Annotated in this window: 19 protein-coding genes; 14 read left to right on the top strand and 5 right to left on the bottom strand. The window is 59.2% G+C overall.

What is annotated here, in order from left to right:
• Positions 1-71: 71 nt before the first annotated feature.
• Positions 72-437 carry a VOC family protein gene (locus PFY00_RS13970; protein WP_271433187.1) on the bottom strand — a complete coding sequence of 122 codons (366 nt, stop codon included), beginning with the start codon at positions 435-437 and terminating at the stop codon, positions 72-74.
• A gap of 122 nt (positions 438-559) precedes the next feature.
• Entirely contained in the window at positions 560-1,246 is a 687-nt protein-coding gene (locus tag PFY00_RS13975) for a response regulator transcription factor (RefSeq protein ID WP_271433188.1), read from the bottom strand.
• 163 nt (positions 1,247-1,409) lie between these two features.
• On the opposite strand from PFY00_RS13975, the gene ribA reads away from it, so the two are divergent.
• Entirely contained in the window at positions 1,410-2,492 is a 1,083-nt protein-coding gene (gene ribA, locus PFY00_RS13980) for a GTP cyclohydrolase II (RefSeq protein WP_271433189.1), read from the top strand.
• A gap of 48 nt (positions 2,493-2,540) precedes the next feature.
• On the top strand, positions 2,541-3,047 hold the full coding sequence (locus tag PFY00_RS13985) for a L,D-transpeptidase family protein (RefSeq protein WP_271433190.1): 507 nt from the start codon (positions 2,541-2,543) through the stop codon (positions 3,045-3,047).
• Here the strand turns inward: PFY00_RS13985 and PFY00_RS13990 are convergent.
• Positions 3,037-4,233: a M24 family metallopeptidase gene (locus PFY00_RS13990; protein ID WP_271433191.1), complete on the bottom strand. Its 1,197-nt coding sequence runs from the start codon at positions 4,231-4,233 to the stop codon at positions 3,037-3,039. The genes PFY00_RS13985 and PFY00_RS13990 overlap by 11 nt on opposite strands.
• A gap of 179 nt (positions 4,234-4,412) precedes the next feature.
• Here PFY00_RS13990 and rpiB point away from each other — a divergent pair, with 179 nt between their 5' ends.
• The 6 genes from rpiB to PFY00_RS14020 all read left to right on the top strand — a co-directional run bounded on the left by rpiB (position 4,413) and on the right by PFY00_RS14020 (position 10,693).
• Entirely contained in the window at positions 4,413-4,862 is a 450-nt protein-coding gene (rpiB, locus tag PFY00_RS13995) for a ribose 5-phosphate isomerase B (RefSeq protein ID WP_271433192.1), read from the top strand.
• Positions 4,863-5,131: 269 nt separating this feature from the next.
• Positions 5,132-6,235, top strand: coding sequence for an ABC transporter ATP-binding protein (locus PFY00_RS14000; protein ID WP_271433193.1), 1,104 nt, complete (start codon positions 5,132-5,134; stop codon positions 6,233-6,235).
• Positions 6,236-6,353: 118 nt separating this feature from the next.
• Positions 6,354-7,472 carry an extracellular solute-binding protein gene (locus PFY00_RS14005; protein WP_271433194.1) on the top strand — a complete coding sequence of 373 codons (1,119 nt, stop codon included), beginning with the start codon at positions 6,354-6,356 and terminating at the stop codon, positions 7,470-7,472.
• Positions 7,473-7,563: 91 nt separating this feature from the next.
• Entirely contained in the window at positions 7,564-7,851 is a 288-nt protein-coding gene (locus PFY00_RS14010) for a DUF1330 domain-containing protein (RefSeq protein WP_271433195.1), read from the top strand.
• Positions 7,852-7,854: 3 nt separating this feature from the next.
• The gene (locus PFY00_RS14015) at positions 7,855-9,504 is read left to right on the top strand and encodes an ABC transporter permease (protein ID WP_271433196.1); all 1,650 of its coding nucleotides are present in this window, start codon (positions 7,855-7,857) and stop codon (positions 9,502-9,504) included.
• A 4-nt stretch (positions 9,505-9,508) separates the two neighbouring features.
• Positions 9,509-10,693, top strand: a complete 1,185-nt coding sequence (locus PFY00_RS14020) for an ABC transporter permease (protein WP_271433197.1) — start codon at positions 9,509-9,511, stop codon at positions 10,691-10,693.
• A gap of 61 nt (positions 10,694-10,754) precedes the next feature.
• Here the strand turns inward: PFY00_RS14020 and PFY00_RS14025 are convergent, their stop codons facing one another.
• Together PFY00_RS14025 and PFY00_RS14030 are read right to left on the bottom strand one after the other, a co-directional pair.
• On the bottom strand, positions 10,755-11,642 hold the full coding sequence (locus PFY00_RS14025; protein ID WP_271433198.1) for a DMT family transporter: 888 nt from the start codon (positions 11,640-11,642) through the stop codon (positions 10,755-10,757).
• Between the two features lie 30 nt (positions 11,643-11,672).
• Positions 11,673-12,545, bottom strand: a complete 873-nt coding sequence (locus PFY00_RS14030) for a branched-chain amino acid aminotransferase (protein ID WP_271433199.1) — start codon at positions 12,543-12,545, stop codon at positions 11,673-11,675.
• Between the two features lie 159 nt (positions 12,546-12,704).
• Between PFY00_RS14030 and PFY00_RS14035 the strand changes: the two genes are divergently transcribed.
• From PFY00_RS14035 to dxs, 6 genes are all read left to right on the top strand, one after another.
• Positions 12,705-13,217: a MarR family winged helix-turn-helix transcriptional regulator gene (locus PFY00_RS14035; RefSeq protein ID WP_271433200.1), complete on the top strand. Its 513-nt coding sequence runs from the start codon at positions 12,705-12,707 to the stop codon at positions 13,215-13,217.
• The gene (locus PFY00_RS14040; RefSeq protein WP_271433201.1) at positions 13,214-13,915 is read left to right on the top strand and encodes a response regulator; all 702 of its coding nucleotides are present in this window, start codon (positions 13,214-13,216) and stop codon (positions 13,913-13,915) included. The genes PFY00_RS14035 and PFY00_RS14040 overlap by 4 nt, the downstream gene beginning before the upstream one ends.
• A gap of 82 nt (positions 13,916-13,997) precedes the next feature.
• Entirely contained in the window at positions 13,998-14,927 is a 930-nt protein-coding gene (locus PFY00_RS14045; protein WP_271433202.1) for a histone deacetylase family protein, read from the top strand.
• Positions 14,924-15,166 (top strand): exodeoxyribonuclease VII small subunit, encoded by a 243-nt coding sequence (locus PFY00_RS14050; protein WP_271433203.1) that lies wholly within the window; start codon positions 14,924-14,926, stop codon positions 15,164-15,166. Before PFY00_RS14045 ends, PFY00_RS14050 begins: the two co-directional genes overlap by 4 nt.
• Positions 15,156-16,025 carry a polyprenyl synthetase family protein gene (locus PFY00_RS14055; RefSeq protein WP_271433204.1) on the top strand — a complete coding sequence of 290 codons (870 nt, stop codon included), beginning with the start codon at positions 15,156-15,158 and terminating at the stop codon, positions 16,023-16,025. Before PFY00_RS14050 ends, PFY00_RS14055 begins: the two co-directional genes overlap by 11 nt.
• A 15-nt stretch (positions 16,026-16,040) precedes the next feature.
• Positions 16,041-17,981, top strand: a complete 1,941-nt coding sequence (dxs, locus tag PFY00_RS14060; RefSeq protein ID WP_271433205.1) for a 1-deoxy-D-xylulose-5-phosphate synthase — start codon at positions 16,041-16,043, stop codon at positions 17,979-17,981.
• Positions 17,982-18,144 lie beyond the last annotated feature (163 nt).

Here is an 18,144-nt window from a genome sequence, read left to right on the forward strand (position 1 = left end):
CCCATGGATCGGCGATAAGGCTGGGTCGTTTCGCGGTAGAATTTGCGCGAAACACCGCAAGACAAAACGCTTTAGCCGCCAAAGGGCTCCCAAAGCTCGATCGGGGTGCCTTCGGGGTCATGAATTCGGGCAAAGCGGCCCAGTCCCTCGATGGTTTGCATGACCTCGACATCAATTCCGGCGTCTTTCAATTGCGTGACCATCCTGTCCAGATCGGCCACGCGAAAATTGAGCATGAACGTCTTGGATTGTTCAAAGTAGTCACTGTCAGCGGGGAAGGGCGCAAAGACGGCGACACCTTCGTTCGTGACCCAAGGCTGCATTTCCATGTCTCGCGGCGCTGGATTGATCCCAAGATGGGTTTCATACCATGCCGCCAGCGCAGCCGGATTTTTGGCGCGAAAGAAGAAACCGCCAAACCCCAAAACCTTTTCCATCGCGACCTCCGGATCAATGAAGGGCAAAGAATAGCACGAAATGCACAAAAAAACCCGGGCACAAGGCCCGGGCAGTCCAACAGGGAGGTCCCGCGATATACCGCGCGGGGTCGGGTCGGAAATCATGAAACCAGGCGATACCCACCGGATTCGGTAACAAGCAGGCGGGCATTGCCCGGATCGGGTTCGATCTTTTGACGCAGACGGTAGATGTGAGTCTCCAACGTATGTGTCGTCACGCCGGCGTTGTAGCCCCAGACTTCGTGCAGCAGTACGTCGCGTGGAACAACGCCTTCAGAAGACCGGTACAGGAATTTGAGGATGTTGGTTTCTTTCTCGGTCAGGCGGATTTTGCGGTCATCTTCGGTGACCAGCAGTTTGACCGCCGGTTTGAAGGTGTATGGGCCAACTGAGAAAACCGCGTCTTCGCTTTGTTCGTGTTGGCGCAGCTGTGCGCGGATACGGGCAAGAAGAACCGGGAATTTAAAGGGCTTGGACACATAGTCGTTCGCGCCTGCGTCCAAACCGAGGATTGTATCGGCGTCGCTGTCGTGACCGGTCAGCATGACAACCGGGGATTTGACACCCTGTTTGCGCATCAGCCGGCACAGTTCACGTCCATCCGTGTCCGGCAAACCAACGTCGAGAATAATCAGATCGTAAATCTGTTCCTTGATGCGAGCCATGGCACCCGCGCCATTTTCTGCTTCGAAAACCTCGAAATCCTCGGTCATGATCAGTTGCTCGGCCAGCGCCTCGCGCAAATCGTCATCGTCATCGACGAGCAGAATATTTTTCAGCTGTGCCATGGTGGCGTCCTCCTTGCGTTTCAGGACAGATGTGGACATCTTGGCAGCCCGGCAAGATATGCTGCAAGAGACTCACGCCCTCGTGTCCGGTAGTGGCCAGAAACGGGGTTTTGTTACAAAAATTGCCCGCACTTGTAACAGGCGGAGCGCTATAGGAGCGATGATGTCCCTGTCTCCCGACTTGAATGAACGGCTTGCGCGGGCCCGCAGTGACCTGCGAATGGGCCTGCCTGTCGTGTTGGAAAATGCAGACGGGGCCCTTCTTTTGGCGGCGGCTGAAACGCTGTCGGCGGATCGGCTGGGCGCGATGCGCGATTTGGGACGGGCGCATCTGGCGCTGACGGCGCGACGGGCCGAGACGCTCAAGGCGCGCGCCTATGACGGTGATCTGGCCCGCCTCGTGCTGCCCGACGACGCGGATTGGGGGTGGGTTCAGGATCTGGCCGACCCCGCTGACGATCTGGCCCGTCCCATGAAAGGCCCGCTTGTCAGCCTCAGAGGCGGCGACGCCTCGTTGCAACGTTTGGGTCTCACACTGATCAAGTCTGCCCGTTTGCTGCCTGCGGGGCTGTGTGTGGAAGTCGGTGTTGGATTTGCCGCAACCCATGGATTGACGCGGCTGGATGCGGTTGAATCGGCTCACGCTCTGGAAGCGCTGAGTGTGCTGGATCATGTGGTTTCTGCAAAGGTCCCCTTGCGGGCATCAGAAGCCGCACGCCTGCATATCTTTCGGCCAGAAGACGGCAGCGAAGAACACTATGCCATCGAAATCGGCCGACCGGATCGGGAAGCGCCGGTTCTGTCGCGATTGCATTCGGCCTGTTTCACGGGTGATCTTTTGGGCAGCCTGAAGTGTGACTGCGGTCCACAGCTCAACGCCGCGCTGGGACAGATGGGGCAAGAAGGGGCAGGGGTGTTGCTCTATCTCAACCAAGAAGGCCGCGGCATCGGTCTGGCGAACAAGATGCGGGCCTATGCGTTGCAGGATCAGGGCTTTGATACGGTTGAGGCCAACCACCGGCTCGGTTTTGAGGACGACGAGCGCGATTTCCGACTGGGGGCGCAGATCCTCGAACGGCTCGGCTTTAACGCTGTTCGATTGCTGACGAACAACCCCGCCAAGATCGCCATGATGGAGCGTTGCGGCATTCAGGTGACAGAACGTGTTCCGTTGAAGGTTGGTCATACGCCGCAGAACGAACGCTACCTTGCGGTCAAAGCCGAGAAGTCAGGGCATCTTCTGTAGCCCGGCGATCCGGGAGATAGCGGGCCGCATACGACGATGGAGAGTGATATGCAGGCGACGGACATGGTTCTGACCCGGCAAGGGTTGCGATTTTGCGGCCGGTTGTGGCCTTGTACAATCGGCAAAGGCGGTGTTCTGGCCGCAAAGCGGGAAGGTGATGGCGCAACACCGGTGGGTGCGCACCGCATCGTTGGAATGCTGTATCGTCCCGACCGTCTCGCGAAACCGGCGGATTGGGCCGTTCCTATCCGGCCGGGTGATTTATGGTCGGACGATGCGCAGCACGAAGACTACAATCAGATGGTGCGCGCGCCGTACCCGCACAGTCACGAAAGCCTGCGCCGGGCGGACCCTCTTTATGACATCGTGCTGCTGACTGACTGGAACTGGCCCCATGCCCGCCGGGGCCACGGATCAGCGATTTTTCTGCATCGTTGGCGCCGCGCAGGATACCCGACCGAAGGCTGCGTTGCCTTTCGTCCGGATCATCTGCGTCGCATTTGCCGCCTCATCCGCTTTGAAACACGCCTGATCGTGCCGCCCACTATGGTTTGACGAAAAGTTTGCGGGGGCGATCGCAAAACGGCTCCGCGGCCCCATTCTCGGTGATCAGGATCGACTCGGTGATTTCCATGCCCCAGTCGTCCATCCAAAGACCGGGCATAAAGTGAAACGTCATGCCCGGTTGCAGGACCGTTTCATCTTCGGTGCGCAGGCTGACCGTGCGTTCGCCCCAGTCGGGTGGATAGCTCAGGCCAATCGGATAGCCGCACCGTGCACCGCGTTCGATCCCTGCCTTTTCCAACGGAACAGCCAGCGCATTGGCAATGTCGCAGGCGCGATTGCCGGCGCGGGCGGCATCCAGCCCAGCCTCCAGTCCTTCGGTCAAAGCCGCCTCGGCGCGGCGAAACGTGTCAGTTGGGGTGCCAAGATAGATGGTTCGGCACAAAGGCGCGTGATAGCGTCTATAACAGCCGGATATCTCGAAAAAAGTCGCTTCGCCTTTTTGGAAGGGGCGGCCATCCCATGTCAGATGCGGAGCGGCCGCGTCCGAGCCGGAAGGCAGCAGCGGTACGATGGCGGCATAGTCGCCCCAATCGTCGCCCACGCCCATGATGGCATCGCGCTGGGCCTCGGCGACCACCTGGTTCTTGGGCACGCCGGGTTCGACACGTTCCAGCAGGCCATCAATGATTTTCTCCGAGATTTTTGCAGCCCGCCGCATAAAGCCGATCTCTTCGGCTGATTTGATCCCGCGTTCCCAGTTCACCAAGGCGGTCGCATCTGCGATTTCAGCGCCGGACAGCGCCTTGGTCAGTGCAACAAAGGCAGCCGCGGAAAAATAGTAGTTGTCCATCTCGACGCCAAGACGTGACGTTTTGTGCCCGAGATCGTCGAGACGGGCCGCCAAATCCTGCATCGGGTGTTTGGTTGGGTTCTGAACAAAGGTGTCATCGTAGCCGTGCACCCGCTCGTCAGCCATCCAGACTGTGCGCAATGCGCCGTTGCTATCTTGATTGCGTCCCCACCAGACCGGGTCAGCATCATGGAAGACCAGTACGCCCTGATGCACGTAAAAGGACCAGCCATCATATCCGGTTAGCCATGCCATGTTCGACGGGTCCGTCACCAGTAAGGCGTCCAGCCCGGCGCGGTCCATCGCGGCCCGTGTCAGGCTGAGGCGGCGGCTGTACTCGGCGCTGGAAAAGGGCAGGTCCTTTGGGAAACGATGGTCAGGCATTGGGCGGCTCCTTTGTCGTGATGCGGCCAGTCTGCCCGCTAATCTGCCCGCGGTCTTTCCAAAAACGACGCCGCCCCGGCCAAAATGCGCGGCTGGACGTCAGAGGAACCCACGTTTAAAGACCAACTCAAAGCAAAGACACCCGATCTGCCCGGCCTGTCACACAAGGACCTGTCCCAATGAGCGCGAACAAACGCATCGTTCTTTCCAGTGATCACTCTGCCATCGATTTGCGTCAGGCTGTTGCGAAACACATCGCCGCCAAAGGGTATGATGTGGAAGACATTGGGCCGGTAACAACAGAAAGCACACATTATCCGCTGCATGGACGCGCAGCTGCCGAACGGGTGGCCTCGGGCGATTGTGCATTCGGGATCATCATTTGTGGGACCGGTCAGGGTATCATGATGGCGGCCAACAAAGTGCCGGGGATTCGCTGTGGCGTCTGTTCGGATACGTTTTCGGCACGGATGATCCGGCAGCATAACAATGCAAATATGCTGTCCATGGGGGCCCGTGTGATTGCCGAGGGACTGGCGCTCGATATCGTGGACGCCTTTCTCGATGCTCCGTTTGATGGTGGCAGACATGCGATCCGGGTCGATATGATCGAAGCGGATCCAGCCTGAACCATCCCGCTCTTTTGGATAATCGATTCTCCTCGGTTCACGATCCAGCCGGCTTGCACGCCTATGATATCGGGCGGCATTTTGTCTGTATCGGCCCGATCTGCAGGCAATCGTCCCGTCGTTAGCGTTAATTTTTGGCCAAATGGCTTGAATTGTCCGTTGGTTTGCCTTGGCGTGTCCAAGTTGGTTGCAACCTACTGCATGACAGGCTTTAGTTCCGTGAGAAGACAGCGGAGCCAATCCGCGCGAAACACAACAGGGAGCCACTCTTGGCCGACCAAGTGAATGGCGACGCATTCGTCGCATTTGAACGTGTTCAGAAGAGCTATGACGGCGAGACGCTCGTGGTCAAAGATCTCAATCTGACGATGCCGAAGGGCGAATTCCTCACGATGCTTGGACCGTCGGGTTCCGGCAAGACCACTTGCCTGATGATGCTGGCCGGCTTTGAGACGGCGACACACGGCGAAATCAAGCTTGATGGCGTGAGCATCAACAACATCCCGCCGCACAAGCGCGGCATTGGCATGGTTTTCCAAAACTACGCCCTGTTCCCGCACATGACGATTGCCGAGAACCTCAGCTTCCCGCTTGAGGTGCGCAAGATGGGCAAATCGGATCGCGAAGCGAAGGTTAAGCGAGCGTTGGACATGGTCGAAATGGGTGCCTTTGGCGGCCGCCGTCCCGCGCAGTTGTCCGGTGGTCAGCAACAGCGGATCGCCTTGGCGCGTGCGTTGGTGTTTGAACCCGAGCTTGTTCTCATGGATGAACCGCTGGGCGCTTTGGACAAACAGCTGCGTGAAAAGATGCAGTTCGAGATTACGGATCTGGCGCACCGGCTGGGGATTACCGTGGTTTACGTGACCCACGATCAGACCGAAGCGCTGACCATGTCAGACCGTGTTGCGGTCTTTGATGACGGGCGCATTCAGCAGCTCGATCCACCAGATATCCTGTATGAAAAGCCGCAAAACAGTTTTGTTGCTCAGTTCATCGGCGAAAATAACACGCTTGAAGGTGTCATCACGTCGATCAAGGGTGAAACCTGCGAAGTGAAGCTGGATGACGGTCAGGTTATCGACGCCGTTCCGATCAACGTTACCAAGGAAGGTGAGCGCACCCGCGTTTCGATCCGCCCTGAGCGCGTTGAATTCAACAAGGAACGTCTGAGCCCGGACGCCCATACGGTCAAAGCCGAGGTGCTGGAGTTCATCTACATGGGTGACATCTTCCGCACACGTCTTCGTGTGGCCGGAAACGACGAGTTTGTCATCAAGACGCGAAATGCGCCCGACCAGGTTCGGCTCGAACCCGGCACCCAGATCGAGATCGGTTGGTTGCCTGAGGATTGTCGCGCACTGGACGCGAGCTAGTAATTCATCGGACACCGCGTGTCTTTCGGGATGAGGGGCGCGCGGTCCATTCGAGGGGGCGGAAGTCTGCCCGTGACCCACCCCCTTTCAACCAAACGGGCAAACTAGGGAGTATAGTATGAAACTCACCAAGACCCTCATGGCCACTTCGGCCCTGACCGTCGCGGCAGCCGGCGCATTCGCCGCAGGCCACGGCATGTCCGACAGCATGACGCTGGTTTCCTGGGGCGGCGCATACCAGTCGTCGCAGCAGAAGGCCTATGTTGAGCCCTATATCGCCATGAACGAAGGCGTTTCGGCCACTTGGGACGAAAGCTCGGCAGAAGCGGTGGCAAAGCTGCGCGCGATGAACGAAGCAGGTAACGTGACCTGGGATCTGGTCGACGTTGTGGCCGCTGACGCCATCCGCCTGTGCGACGAAGGCCTCGCGCTGGAAATCGATCCGGACGAAGATCTCGCTGCTGCACCCGATGGTACATCGGCAGAAGATGACTTCGGTGACCTGCTGGTCTCCGACTGCTTCATCCCACAGATCGTGTACTCCACAACCTTCGGCTACCGCACAGACATGGTGCCTGCCGGTATGGAAGCACCAAGCCAGATCTGTGACGTCTTCGACCTGGAAAAGTACCCAGGCAAGCGCGCGCTGGAAAAGCGTCCGATCAACAACATGGAATGGGCTCTGCTCTGTGACGGTGTTGCCAAGGAAGATGTGTACGACGTTCTTGAGACCGAAGAAGGTCAGGATCAGGCGCTCGCAAAGCTGGGCACCATCAAGGACAGCGTGATCTGGTGGTCCGCTGGCGCCGACACGCCACAGCTGCTGGCTGACGGCGAAATCTTCATGGGCTCGACCTACAACGGTCGTCTGTTCTCGGTCATCGAAGAGCAGAAGCAGCCTGTTGGCATGATGTGGGACGCGCAGGTGTTCGATCTCGACGGCTGGATCATTCCTGCCGGTCTGAGCGACGACCGTCTGGCCCGTGCGAAGGACTTCGTAAAGTTCGCAACAGACACACAGCGTCTGGCGGATCAGTCCAAGTACATCTCCTACGGTCCGGCACGCCTGTCGTCCGCTCCGCTGGTTGGTCAGCACGCCGATCTGGGTATCGAAATGGCACCACACATGCCAACCGATCCTGAGAACGCAAAGAACACGTTCCTGTACAACTACGAGTTCTGGGCTGACTACCGCGACGACATCGACGCGAAGTTCCAGGCCTGGTTGGCTCAATAAGATCGGAACGGCGGGGTAACCGCCGTCCCATCATGACAAAGGGCAGGGCGGCAACGCCGCCTTGCCCCACCAAACGCGGGGGGCACGCCACATGCCGAAGGGTTACATCATCGGCCACATCACCGTGAACGATCCCGAAGCCTACAAGGAATATATCGAGCGAGACACGCCGATCCTTGAACGGCTGGGCGGCACATTCGTTGTACGCGGCGGAGCATCCGAAACTGTCGAAGGTCAGGCCGAAAACCGCCACGTGGTCATCGAGTTTCCGGACTACGAAGCTGCAAAGCGCGCCTACCACGATCCCGAATACCAAGAAGTTGCCGCGATCCGGCATCGTACGGCCACTTCCACCATTATCCTTGTCGAGGGCACCTGAGCCATGAGCGACGCTACCGCTGACGCACAAAACGAGGCTGGCAAGGTTCTTGCCGCCGACGGCACACCGCTGAAGAAATCCCTGCGCCGCGCGCTGCGGACGCAGAAGATGCGCGCCCTGCTGCTGATCGCGCCATTGCTGATATTTGTCGTGGTGACCTTTATTGCCCCGATCCTGGACATGCTGTTCCGGTCCGTTGAAAACCAGATCGTATCTGAAACGCTCCCACGGACAGTGGTCGAGCTGCGCGAATGGGATGAGGAAACCGGGAACTTGCCGGACCAAGTCGCTTGGGAAGCGGCTTACAAGGATATCTTCTACGCCGCCGAGCGCAAATTGCACACACGTTTGGGCACGCGTCTGAACTATGAACAAACCGGGATTTCGTCGCTGTTCCGCAAGTCTGGCCGCGGATTGGATGATATCGGTGAAGTCTATCAGGACCAGTTCAAGGATCTCGACAAAAGCTGGGACAAGGGCGAACCCTGGGCCAGCATGATGGGCTCGGATGCCTTTAACGATGCAATGTCGAACTGGAAAAAGGGAGATCCCCTGCCACAGTTCGAGGCGCGGGCAGGTATCGCTGAAGTCCTGCCAGAAACCGCCGCGGCCTATGACTGGTTCGCACGTTTCCAGCTGACCGAAGAAGAAAAGAGCCTTCATAAGGAAGAGCCTTGGACGCTTGTGCACTGGGCACTCTACAAGGATCTGAAAGCCGGTGATGTATCCGGTTATACCGGGCCCGGCGCAGAGATGCTGGCCGAAGCCGATGCTCTGGTCGACACGCCCGATTTCGAAACCATTGCTATTCAGGATGCCTTTGTCGAGTTTGATGAGGACTGGGCTGATGTCGAGGTTTGGCGCACGATCAAGACCTATAGCCCGCCCTATACCTCGGGCTACTTCCTGAACGCGGTCGATATGCAAAAGAGCCCGACCGGGCCAGAGATGCGCGACGAAGACGAACGCATCTACGGTCTGCTCTTCAAGCGGACGTTGTTCATGTCGCTGGTTATCACCTTCAGCTGTATTCTGTTGGCCTATCCGGTGGCCTACCTGCTGTCGAACCTGCCCATGCGCACAGCAAACCTGTTGATGATCCTCGTTCTTCTGCCGTTCTGGACCTCACTGCTGGTCAGGACCTCGGCATGGAAGGTGATGTTGCAACAACAGGGGGTGATCAACGATGTGCTGGTCTGGCTCGGACTGGTGAATGACGCGGATCGTCTGGTGATGATCAACAACCAGTTTGGCACGATCGTCGCGATGACCCATATTCTGCTGCCCTTTATGATCCTGCCGATGTATTCGGTCATGAGCACGATCCCACCGTCCTATGTCAGAGCCGCCAAGAGCCTTGGCGCGACCAACTGGACGACCTTTTGGCGGGTTTATTTCCCACAATCGGTGCCGGGGATCGGCGCTGGCAGTATCCTCGTGTTCATTTTGGCGATCGGTTACTACATCACGCCGGAAATCGTGGGCGGTACCACGGGTACATTCATTTCCAACCGGATTGCCTATCACATCTCGTCGAGCCTCAACTGGGGTCTGGCGGCGGCGCTTGGCTCTATCCTGCTGGTAGTGGTTCTGGTGCTCTACTGGCTCTACGACCGCATCGTCGGCATCGACAACGTGAAATTGGGGGGCTGAGACCATGGCTGCACTGACACCTATTTCGAAAAAGCCCCTGTCCTTCAGCGTCCCGATGGCCGGATTGGCAGGCGCGGCGCTGGGTTTGTTTGTCGGCACCGCGAACGGTTCGGCTTTGCTGGGCATCGTGATCGGGTTTGCTATACTGGCAATGCTTGCCTTTGTGGCGCAGGGATTGCTGCCTTCGGCTCTGGAAAAACCCGTGCGCTGGGGCATCGTGGTTCTGATGATTGTGGCGGGCTATCTCCTGGGCGGAACGCCTGGGATCGTGCTGGGCGCAATCTTTGGCTGGCTGTTCGGCTGGTTCATCTACTGGATCGGCGAAGGCCGCTACCGTGCGACGGTCGCACCCTATCTGACACCGGGACAGGTATTGTGGCACTATAGCTTCCGGGTTCTGTGTGGCGCGATCTTTGTGTTCTTGATCACACCGATCCTCGTGGTTATGCCGCTCAGCTTCAACGCGCAGGACTTCTTTACCTTCACGCCGGAAATGCTGCGGTTTGACCCTGCGGGCTACAGCCTCAAGCATTACCGCGACTTCCTGACAAACACTGAATGGACAAACGCAGTCTGGAACAGCCTGCGCATCGCGCCTGTCGCGACCTTCCTGTCGGTCTCACTGGGGACCTTGGCGGCCATTGGCCTGTCGCAAAGCCACGTTCCCGGACGTCAGGCGATCATGGCGATCCTGATCTCTCCAATGATCGTACCACTGATCATCTCGGCCACGGGCATGTACTTCTTCTATTCAAAGATCGGTATCGTTGGCACATACTGGGGTGTGGTTCTGGCCCATGCGGTACTGGGCATTCCCTTTGTCATCATCACCGTTACAGCGACTCTGGTCGGCTTTGACCGGTCTCTGACACGGGCGGCGGCGAACATGGGGGCAAACCCTGTGACCACCTTCTTCCGCGTGCAGATGCCACTGATCCTGCCGGGTGTGATTTCAGGTGGCCTGTTCGCCTTCATCACGTCCTTCGACGAGGTGGTTGTTGTGCTCTTTATCGGCTCGGCCGAATTGCAGACGCTGCCTTGGCAGATGTTCACGGGTCTGCGTGAGCAGATCAGCCCGACCATTCTGGCAGCGGCCACGATCCTCGTTGCAATCTCGATCCTGTTGCTGAGCGCAGTCGAAGTGCTGCGCCGCCGGTCGGAACGCCTGCGCGGCTTGTCGCCGGGCTGATAGAGATACGGAATGCGACGCAAAAGGCCGGGCCACGATGTGCCCGGCCTTTTTCTTTGTTCTAGGCTTTGACGCGACTGAGCAGGATCACCCCGGTCATGATAAGCGCGGAACCTGCGAAGGCAAAGGCGTCGGGAATAACCCCGTAAAGCCCCCAGTCGTAGAGCGCGGCAAACACAAGAACGCTGTAGAAGGCCGGAATGACATAGCTGGCCTCGCCGCGTTTCATGGCTTGCAAAAACAGGCCCTGAGCGCAGATCATGACACCCCCAAGACAGATCAGAAGCAGCCATTGTTCGGCAGTGGGCGCGGTCCAGACAAAGAATGCTGCGACGCCTGAGAGAACCGCACCGATGGCGTTGTTGAAAAGCAAGATCCGAAGTGGTGGTTCAGCATTGGTCAGGCGTTTGATGAAGATGGTTTCAAGCCCAAGAATAAGTGCGGCGATGAGGGCGTAGACACCGGCGATCTGAAAGGCAGCGCTGCCGGGGCGCAGGATTAGCGCGGCACCGGCAAGAGCCAGGCCCATCGCTGCCAGCTTGCGCACGCCCAGTCGCTCAGACAGCATCAAAGCGGCCAGAACGACTGTCACGACAGGGTTTAGAAAACTGATGGCTGTCGCCTCGGCCATGGGCATCTGTGCGACCGCCGCGAACATGGCCGTGACGCCGATCCATCCGCAGATGGATCGCGCCAGATGAAGTCGCCAGCGCGAGACATCAAAGGCGGGTCGCAGGCTCGGGCGTAGAGCAACGAAAAGGCCAAGCGCAGCAAGCGCAAACCAGAACCGGCCCATGCTGACTTGCAATGGATGCAGACCGCTGGCGCCGCCGCCGACGCCTAGGGCTTTGGCGATCAGCGATGTCACGGCCACCAGCGCCGCGGCACCCACCATGATGAAAATGGCCCAGCCGCTGTTCGCTGGCCGGGCCTGAGAGTGCGGGGACATCTGTCCCTCCTTGATTGTGAGCCTTTGGGCCTAGCGGCGCACCAGTGCCTCATAGTCGTCTGAAACCGAACGGGTCAGCGCGCCAACTTCGAAGTTGTAGTCGCCAATCTGACCAACTGGCGTAACCTCTGCGGCGGTCCCGGTCAGCCAGCATTGCTCAAAGCTTTCCAGCTCTTCCGGCATGATCACACGTTCATGAACCTTGATCTGCTTTTCCTGCAGCATGCCGATCACGGTCTGACGGGTCAGTCCATTGAGAAAGACATCAGCCTTGGGCGTATGCACTTCGCCGTCCTTGACGAAAAAGATGTTCGCGCCGGTGCATTCCGCAACGTAGCCGCGGTAGTCCATGAACAGGGCGTCCGAGCAACCTTTGGCTTCTGCCGCGTGCTTGGATGTGGTGCAGATCATGTAGAGACCCGCTGCCTTGGCATGAACTGGAATGGTTTCCGGCGATGGGCGTTTCCATTTTGCGATATCGATTTTCGCACCTTTGAACTTGGCGTCACCATAGTAGCTGCCCCATTCCCATGCCGCGATGGCAACGCGGACAGGATTGCGGGCCGAAGCGACACCCATATCTTCGCCGGCGCCGCGCCATGCAACGGCCCGCACATAGGCGTCGGTCAGGCCGTTTTCCTTGAGCACCGCTGCCTTGGCGATCTCCAGCTCGTCCACCGTGTAGGGGATCTGGAAATCCAGCTCACCGGCCGAAAAATGCAAACGTTCACTGTGTTGACGCGACAAAAAGATGTTGCCGTTGTACGCGCGTTCGCCTTCAAAGACAGAGCTGGCATAATGCAAAGCATGGCTCAGGACATGTACGTTGGCCGAGCGCCAATCCACCATCTGGCCGTCCAGCCAGATTTTGCCGTCGCGGTCGTCGTATCCAGTTCCAGCCATCGCCTTGCTCCTCGTGTGCGATTTGCGAATGTTGCGCTAATTACGTCCGGTTCGGACATAAAGTTGCGTGAAAACTGAGATTCGGTACCAATTCGAGCTTGGAATGTCAACAAGGCTGACTTAATATGAGGGAAAGGCAACAAAACAAGGCCGAAACTGATGGCTGAGATGCAGGGGAGGGGTCCGGCGGGTGGCGATATGCTGCTCTATCTGACCGACGAACAACTGCGGCGCGGCGCCGAGGCCATGTTTTTTGCATACCGGGGATTCACCGCTGATCCGGATCGAATTCTTGCCAACAAGAACTACGGCCGTGCCCATCACAGGGCGTTGCATTTTATCAATGCGGCCCCGGGTACAACGGTGAACAACCTGCTATCCATTCTGGGCGTGACCAAACAGTCTTTGAACCGGGTACTCAGAACCCTGATCGAAGACGGTCTGGTCGAAAGCCGGGTAGGCCGGGTCGACAAACGCGAACGGCATCTGTTCCTGACAGAGGACGGTGCAGCACTGGAACGTGAGTTGTCCGAGGCGCAGCGCGCGCGTATGAGGGCAGCCTACAAACAAGCCGGGCCCGAAGCGGTTTTGGGTTTCCGCCGTGTACTCGAAGCGATGATGGATCCGGATATGCGCCGCCAATACCGTGATTTGCAGGAAGGACGAGGATGAGTGAACCAGACGCCCACCTGCTGATCGTTGATGACGACGAACGCATCCGGACCCTTTTGCAGAAATTCCTGATCCGAAACGGTTTTCTGGTCAGCGCCGCGCGGGATGCTGCGCATGCCCGACGAATTCTGGCTGGTTTGGATTTTGACCTGATCGTTCTGGATGTGATGATGCCGGGCGAAGACGGGGTAAGCCTGACGCGCGGAATTCGCGAAACCTCTGCGACGCCGATCCTCTTGCTGACTGCGAAATCCGAAACAGAAGATCGCATCGCAGGATTGGAGGCTGGCGCCGACGACTATCTGGCCAAGCCGTTTGAGCCCAAGGAATTGTTGCTGCGCATCAACGCGATCCTGCGCCGGATGCCCGAAGCGCGCCCCGAAGAAACCGCGCCAAAATTGCTGACAATGGGCGATTTCCGCTATGACATCGAACGCGGGGAGATGTGGTGTGGCGAGGATCTGGTGCGTTTGACGGCCACGGAAAGCCAATTGATGCGGATCTTTTCCGCGCGGCCCGGCGAAGCGCTGAGCCGGGCGACACTGGTGGAAGAGCTGGGGCGCGACAAGGGGCAGGCACAGGAACGCGCCGTAGACGTCCAGATCACCCGTTTGCGGCGCAAGCTGGAAGCGGACCCCAAACAACCGCGCTACCTGCAAACGGTACGGGGCGCGGGGTATATGCTGGCGCCTGACTAGGCTTTTACTGCATTCTTGCGCGGTTGCTTCCGGTTGTGCCGTTTTGAGTATTTGAACAGAGAAGAAAAAAGAAGGGGGGCCCATGGCCACGGCTTTGATCACCCACGCCGATTGCCTGAACCACGTCACGCCGCAGGGCCATCCCGAACAGGTCGCCCGGTTGGAGCATGTTCTGCATGCACTTGCGGGACTGGATCTGGAGCGTGTCACGGCACGTGAGGCAACCGACGACGCGTTGGGGCTGGTTCACCCGGCGTCGCATATGGATGCACTGAAGGCTGCGGCGCCTTCGGAAGGGTATCACCAGATTGACGGAGACACATGGATGAGCCCCGGCTCATTGCGCGCCGGATACCTGGCTGCGGGGGCCGTTTTGCAGGCGGTTGAGATGGTCATGTCAGGAACGGTTGGGAATGCCTTTGCCGCAATCCGCCCGCCGGGACACCATGCCGAAAAGACCACGCCCATGGGGTTCTGTCTGTTTGGGAATGCAGCGCTTGCGGCCAAGACCGCTTTGGAGGTGCATGGTTTGTCTCGCGTGGCGGTCGTCGATTTCGACGTGCATCACGGCAATGGCACCCAGGATCTGCTGTGGGATGAAGCGCGCGCGCTGGTGATCACCTCGCAACAGATGCCGCTGTGGCCCGGAACCGGGGAGCCAACCGAACGCGGTGCGCATGGCAACATCCTGAACCTGCCTCTGCCACCAGCCAGCACGGGCACCGAGATGCGCGCGGTCTATGAGAGCCGTGTGTTCCCGCGCTTGCGAGAGTTTGACCCCGAGTTGCTGATCATCTCCGCTGGTTTTGACGCCCATCAGGATGACCCATTGGCGCAACTGAACTGGACGACCGAGGATTTTCGCTGGCTGACCGCAGAACTCTGTGCCATCGCAAAAGCCTGCGCCGCAGAGGGACGGGTCGTCTCGACTTTGGAAGGCGGGTATGATCTGGCTGCACTCAGCGCTTCGGCGCGTGCCCATGTGGAAGAACTTATGGAGGCTGCTCAATGAGCGACACCCCGATCGAAGAAATGAGTTTTGAGCAGGCCATGGCCGAGCTGGAACGTGTCGTGGGCCAATTGGAGCGCGGCGATGTCGCGCTGGAAGAGAGCATTACGCTTTATGATCGCGGTGCGGCCCTGAAGGCGCGTTGCGAGACCAAGCTGAAGGAAGCCGAGGAAAAAGTGGCAGCGATCACGCTGGATGCTGACGGCAATGCAGCCGGGACAAAGCCCCTCGATGCAGGCTGAACTGAAGGCTGCGCTGCGTAGTGCCAGCGGCGAAGTAGACGCGATCCTGCGCAGTGCGGTTCCCGCGGACGGTGGGCCCGTGGCCAATGCGATGCTTTATGCGGCCATGGGCGGCAAGGCACTGCGGGCCTTTTTGGCCTTGGAAGGCGCGCGCATTCACGGCGTAGCGGTCGAAGATGCGGCACCGGGCGCAGCGGCTGTGGAATGCATCCACGCCTACAGCCTGGTGCATGATGATATGCCCTGTATGGATGATGATGATCTGCGCCGGGGCAAACCCACTGTCCACAAAGCTTGGGATGAAGGCACTGCCTTGCTGGTCGGAGATGCGCTTCAGGCGATGGCTTTTGACCTGCTTGGACAGGGCGGATTGCCGGATGGCCGCAAGCTGGCCCTGTCGACAAGTTTGGCACGGGCGGCGGGGCTATTCGGCATGGTCGGCGGGCAGGCCAAGGACATTGCCGCAGAGAGCGCCGAAGAGCCGCTGACGCTTGAGCAGATTATTGATCTGCAGCGGGGCAAGACCGGAGCGTTGATTGAATGGTCCGCACGGGCCGGGGCAGTCATGGCCGGCGCCGATCAGACAGCTCTGGCGCGCTATGGCGAATGCCTTGGGCTGGCCTTTCAAATTGCGGATGATGTGCTGGATGTGGAAGGCGACGCCGAGGCCATGGGCAAAGCCGTGGGCAAGGATGCGGGACGCGGCAAGGCCACATTCGTGTCTCTGCTCGGCTTGGACGGGGCAAAAAGCCGCGCAGTTTCCCTCGTGACAGAGGCCTGTGACAGCATATCTGTATACGGTGACAGCGCCGAAACCTTGCGGCAGGCGGCGCAGTTCGTTATTTCGCGCCGCAACTGAACACCGGAGGCGGCCATGTCCATGAGCCCCGAAGACACTCATCTCGAAACACCCCTGCTGGACAGGATTTCCAGCCCGGCTGATCTCAAGGCGCTGTCGGATAGCGATCTGGAGCGGCTGGCGCATGAATTGCGCGCGGATACGGTTGCAGCGGTATCCAAGACCGGTGGCCATCTGGGCGCAGGTCTGGGTGTCGTGGAACTGACCGTGGCGCTTCATGCCGTTTTTGACGCGCCCCGGGACAAGATCATCTGGGATGTTTCCCACCAGTGTTATCCGCACAAGATACTGACCGGCCGGCGTGACCGCATGGGAACCTTGCGCCAAAAAGACGGTTTGAGCGGTTTTACCAAACGCTCGGAGTCGCCCTACGATCCGTTCGGCGCGGCGCATAGTTCCACGTCAATTTCCGCAGCTCTGGGATTTGCCGTTGCGCGTGATCTGGGCGGAGCCTGCGACACGGGCCATGGCGATGCCATTGCGGTGATCGGTGATGGATCAATCAGCGCGGGCATGGCCTATGAGGCCTTGAACAACGCGGGCCATCTGAAGAAACGGCTGATCGTTATTCTGAACGACAATGAAATGTCGATCGCGCCACCGACGGGTGCGATGTCATCCTACCTGTCCCGGCTTTATGCCGAGGCTCCGTTTCAGGATCTCAAGGCTGCGGCCAAAGGTGCGGTTAGTCTGTTGCCTGAGCCGTTTCGTGAGGGGGCCAAGCGCGCCAAGGAAATGCTCAAAGGTATGGCCGTAGGCGGCACGCTCTTCGAAGAGTTGGGGTTCAGCTATCTCGGGCCCATTGATGGGCATGATCTGGACCAGTTGCTGCCTGTGCTGCGCACCGTAAAAGCGCGCGCCACCGGCCCGATCCTGATCCATGTCATCACCAAAAAGGGCAAAGGTTATGCTCCGGCTGAGCATTCAGCCGACCGTGGTCATGCGCGTGGCAAGTTCGACATGGTAACCGGCGAAGTCAAAAAAGCGCCGTCCAATGCGCCCAGCTATACCAAGGTTTTTGCCGAGGCCCTGCTGGAAGAAGCGGCCGTTGATCCGCGGGTTTGTGCGGTAACGGCGGCTATGCCGGATGGAACCGGGCTGGATCTGTTTGCTGAACGCTACCCCAGTCGCTGCTTTGATGTCGGCATTGCCGAGCAACATGGTGTGACCTTTTCTGCGGGGCTTGCGGCGGGCGGAATGCGGCCTTTCTGCGCGATGTATTCGACCTTCTTGCAGCGCGGGTATGATCAGGTCGTGCATGACGTGGCCATTCAACGCTTGCCCGTGCGCTTTGCGATTGATCGGGCGGGATTGGTTGGAGCGGATGGTGCAACCCACGCCGGCAGCTTCGATGTGGCTTATCTGGCCAATCTGCCTGGCTTTGTGGTCATGGCCGCTGCGGATGAAGCAGAGTTGAAGCATATGGTTGCCACCGCTGCTGCGCATGACGCGGGGCCGATTGCCTTTCGATATCCGCGCGGTGAGGGCGAAGGCGTCGAAATGCCCGAGCGCGGAGAGGTGCTTGAAATCGGCAAGGGCCGGATGATTCAGCAAGGGAGCCGTGTGGCGATCCTGTCGTTTGGGACCAGACTGGGCGAAGTTCTCAGAGCCTGCGAGGCGCTGAACGCGCGTGGGATCACACCAACGGTCGCGGATGCGCGCTTTGCCAAACCTCTGGACAGGGAGATGATCTTGTCGTTGGCGGCGGACCACGAAGCCTTGATTACCATTGAAGAAGGGGCTGTCGGCGGCTTTGGCAGCCATGTGGCGCAACTGTTGGCCGATGAAGCCGTGTTCGACGACGGGCTGAAGTTCCGATCGATGGTTCTGCCGGATGTCTTTATCGATCAGGCCAATCCGCGAGACATGTATGACGTGGCTGCGATGAATGCCGAGCATATCGAGGCCAAGGTTCTTTCGGTGCTGGGTGTCGAGGTTCTGGACAAGCGCGCCTGAACTGCCCGGAGCATGTGGTTTCGGATCGCTGGTGCGATCCGACCGGGGGGGGGGGGGGGGGGGGGGGGGGGGGGGGGGGGGGGGGGGGGGGGGGGGGGGGGGGGGGGGGGGGGGGGGGGGGGGGGGGGGGGGGGGGGGGGGGGGGGGGGGGGGGGGGGGGGGG

The organism is Thalassococcus lentus (assembly GCF_028023555.1).
Lineage (GTDB): Bacteria > Pseudomonadota > Alphaproteobacteria > Rhodobacterales > Rhodobacteraceae > Thalassococcus_A > Thalassococcus_A lentus.

Bases quoted from the DNA above. Each gene is read 5' to 3' on its own strand.
- PFY00_RS13970 (WP_271433187.1), bottom strand. From the start codon at position 437: ATGGAAAAGGTTTTGGGGTTTGGCGGTTTCTTCTTTCGCGCCAAAAAT.
- PFY00_RS13975 (WP_271433188.1), bottom strand. From the start codon at position 1,246: ATGGCACAGCTGAAAAATATTCTGCTCGTCGATGACGATGACGATTTG.
- ribA (WP_271433189.1), top strand. From the start codon at position 1,410: ATGTCCCTGTCTCCCGACTTGAATGAACGGCTTGCGCGGGCCCGCAGT.
- PFY00_RS13985 (WP_271433190.1), top strand. From the start codon at position 2,541: ATGCAGGCGACGGACATGGTTCTGACCCGGCAAGGGTTGCGATTTTGC.
- PFY00_RS13990 (WP_271433191.1), bottom strand. From the start codon at position 4,233: ATGCCTGACCATCGTTTCCCAAAGGACCTGCCCTTTTCCAGCGCCGAG.
- rpiB (WP_271433192.1), top strand. From the start codon at position 4,413: ATGAGCGCGAACAAACGCATCGTTCTTTCCAGTGATCACTCTGCCATC.
- PFY00_RS14005 (WP_271433194.1), top strand. From the start codon at position 6,354: ATGAAACTCACCAAGACCCTCATGGCCACTTCGGCCCTGACCGTCGCG.
- PFY00_RS14010 (WP_271433195.1), top strand. From the start codon at position 7,564: ATGCCGAAGGGTTACATCATCGGCCACATCACCGTGAACGATCCCGAA.
- PFY00_RS14015 (WP_271433196.1), top strand. From the start codon at position 7,855: ATGAGCGACGCTACCGCTGACGCACAAAACGAGGCTGGCAAGGTTCTT.
- PFY00_RS14020 (WP_271433197.1), top strand. From the start codon at position 9,509: ATGGCTGCACTGACACCTATTTCGAAAAAGCCCCTGTCCTTCAGCGTC.
- PFY00_RS14025 (WP_271433198.1), bottom strand. From the start codon at position 11,642: ATGTCCCCGCACTCTCAGGCCCGGCCAGCGAACAGCGGCTGGGCCATT.
- PFY00_RS14030 (WP_271433199.1), bottom strand. From the start codon at position 12,545: ATGGCTGGAACTGGATACGACGACCGCGACGGCAAAATCTGGCTGGAC.
- PFY00_RS14035 (WP_271433200.1), top strand. From the start codon at position 12,705: ATGGCTGAGATGCAGGGGAGGGGTCCGGCGGGTGGCGATATGCTGCTC.
- PFY00_RS14040 (WP_271433201.1), top strand. From the start codon at position 13,214: ATGAGTGAACCAGACGCCCACCTGCTGATCGTTGATGACGACGAACGC.
- PFY00_RS14045 (WP_271433202.1), top strand. From the start codon at position 13,998: ATGGCCACGGCTTTGATCACCCACGCCGATTGCCTGAACCACGTCACG.
- PFY00_RS14050 (WP_271433203.1), top strand. From the start codon at position 14,924: ATGAGCGACACCCCGATCGAAGAAATGAGTTTTGAGCAGGCCATGGCC.
- PFY00_RS14055 (WP_271433204.1), top strand. From the start codon at position 15,156: ATGCAGGCTGAACTGAAGGCTGCGCTGCGTAGTGCCAGCGGCGAAGTA.
- dxs (WP_271433205.1), top strand. From the start codon at position 16,041: ATGTCCATGAGCCCCGAAGACACTCATCTCGAAACACCCCTGCTGGAC.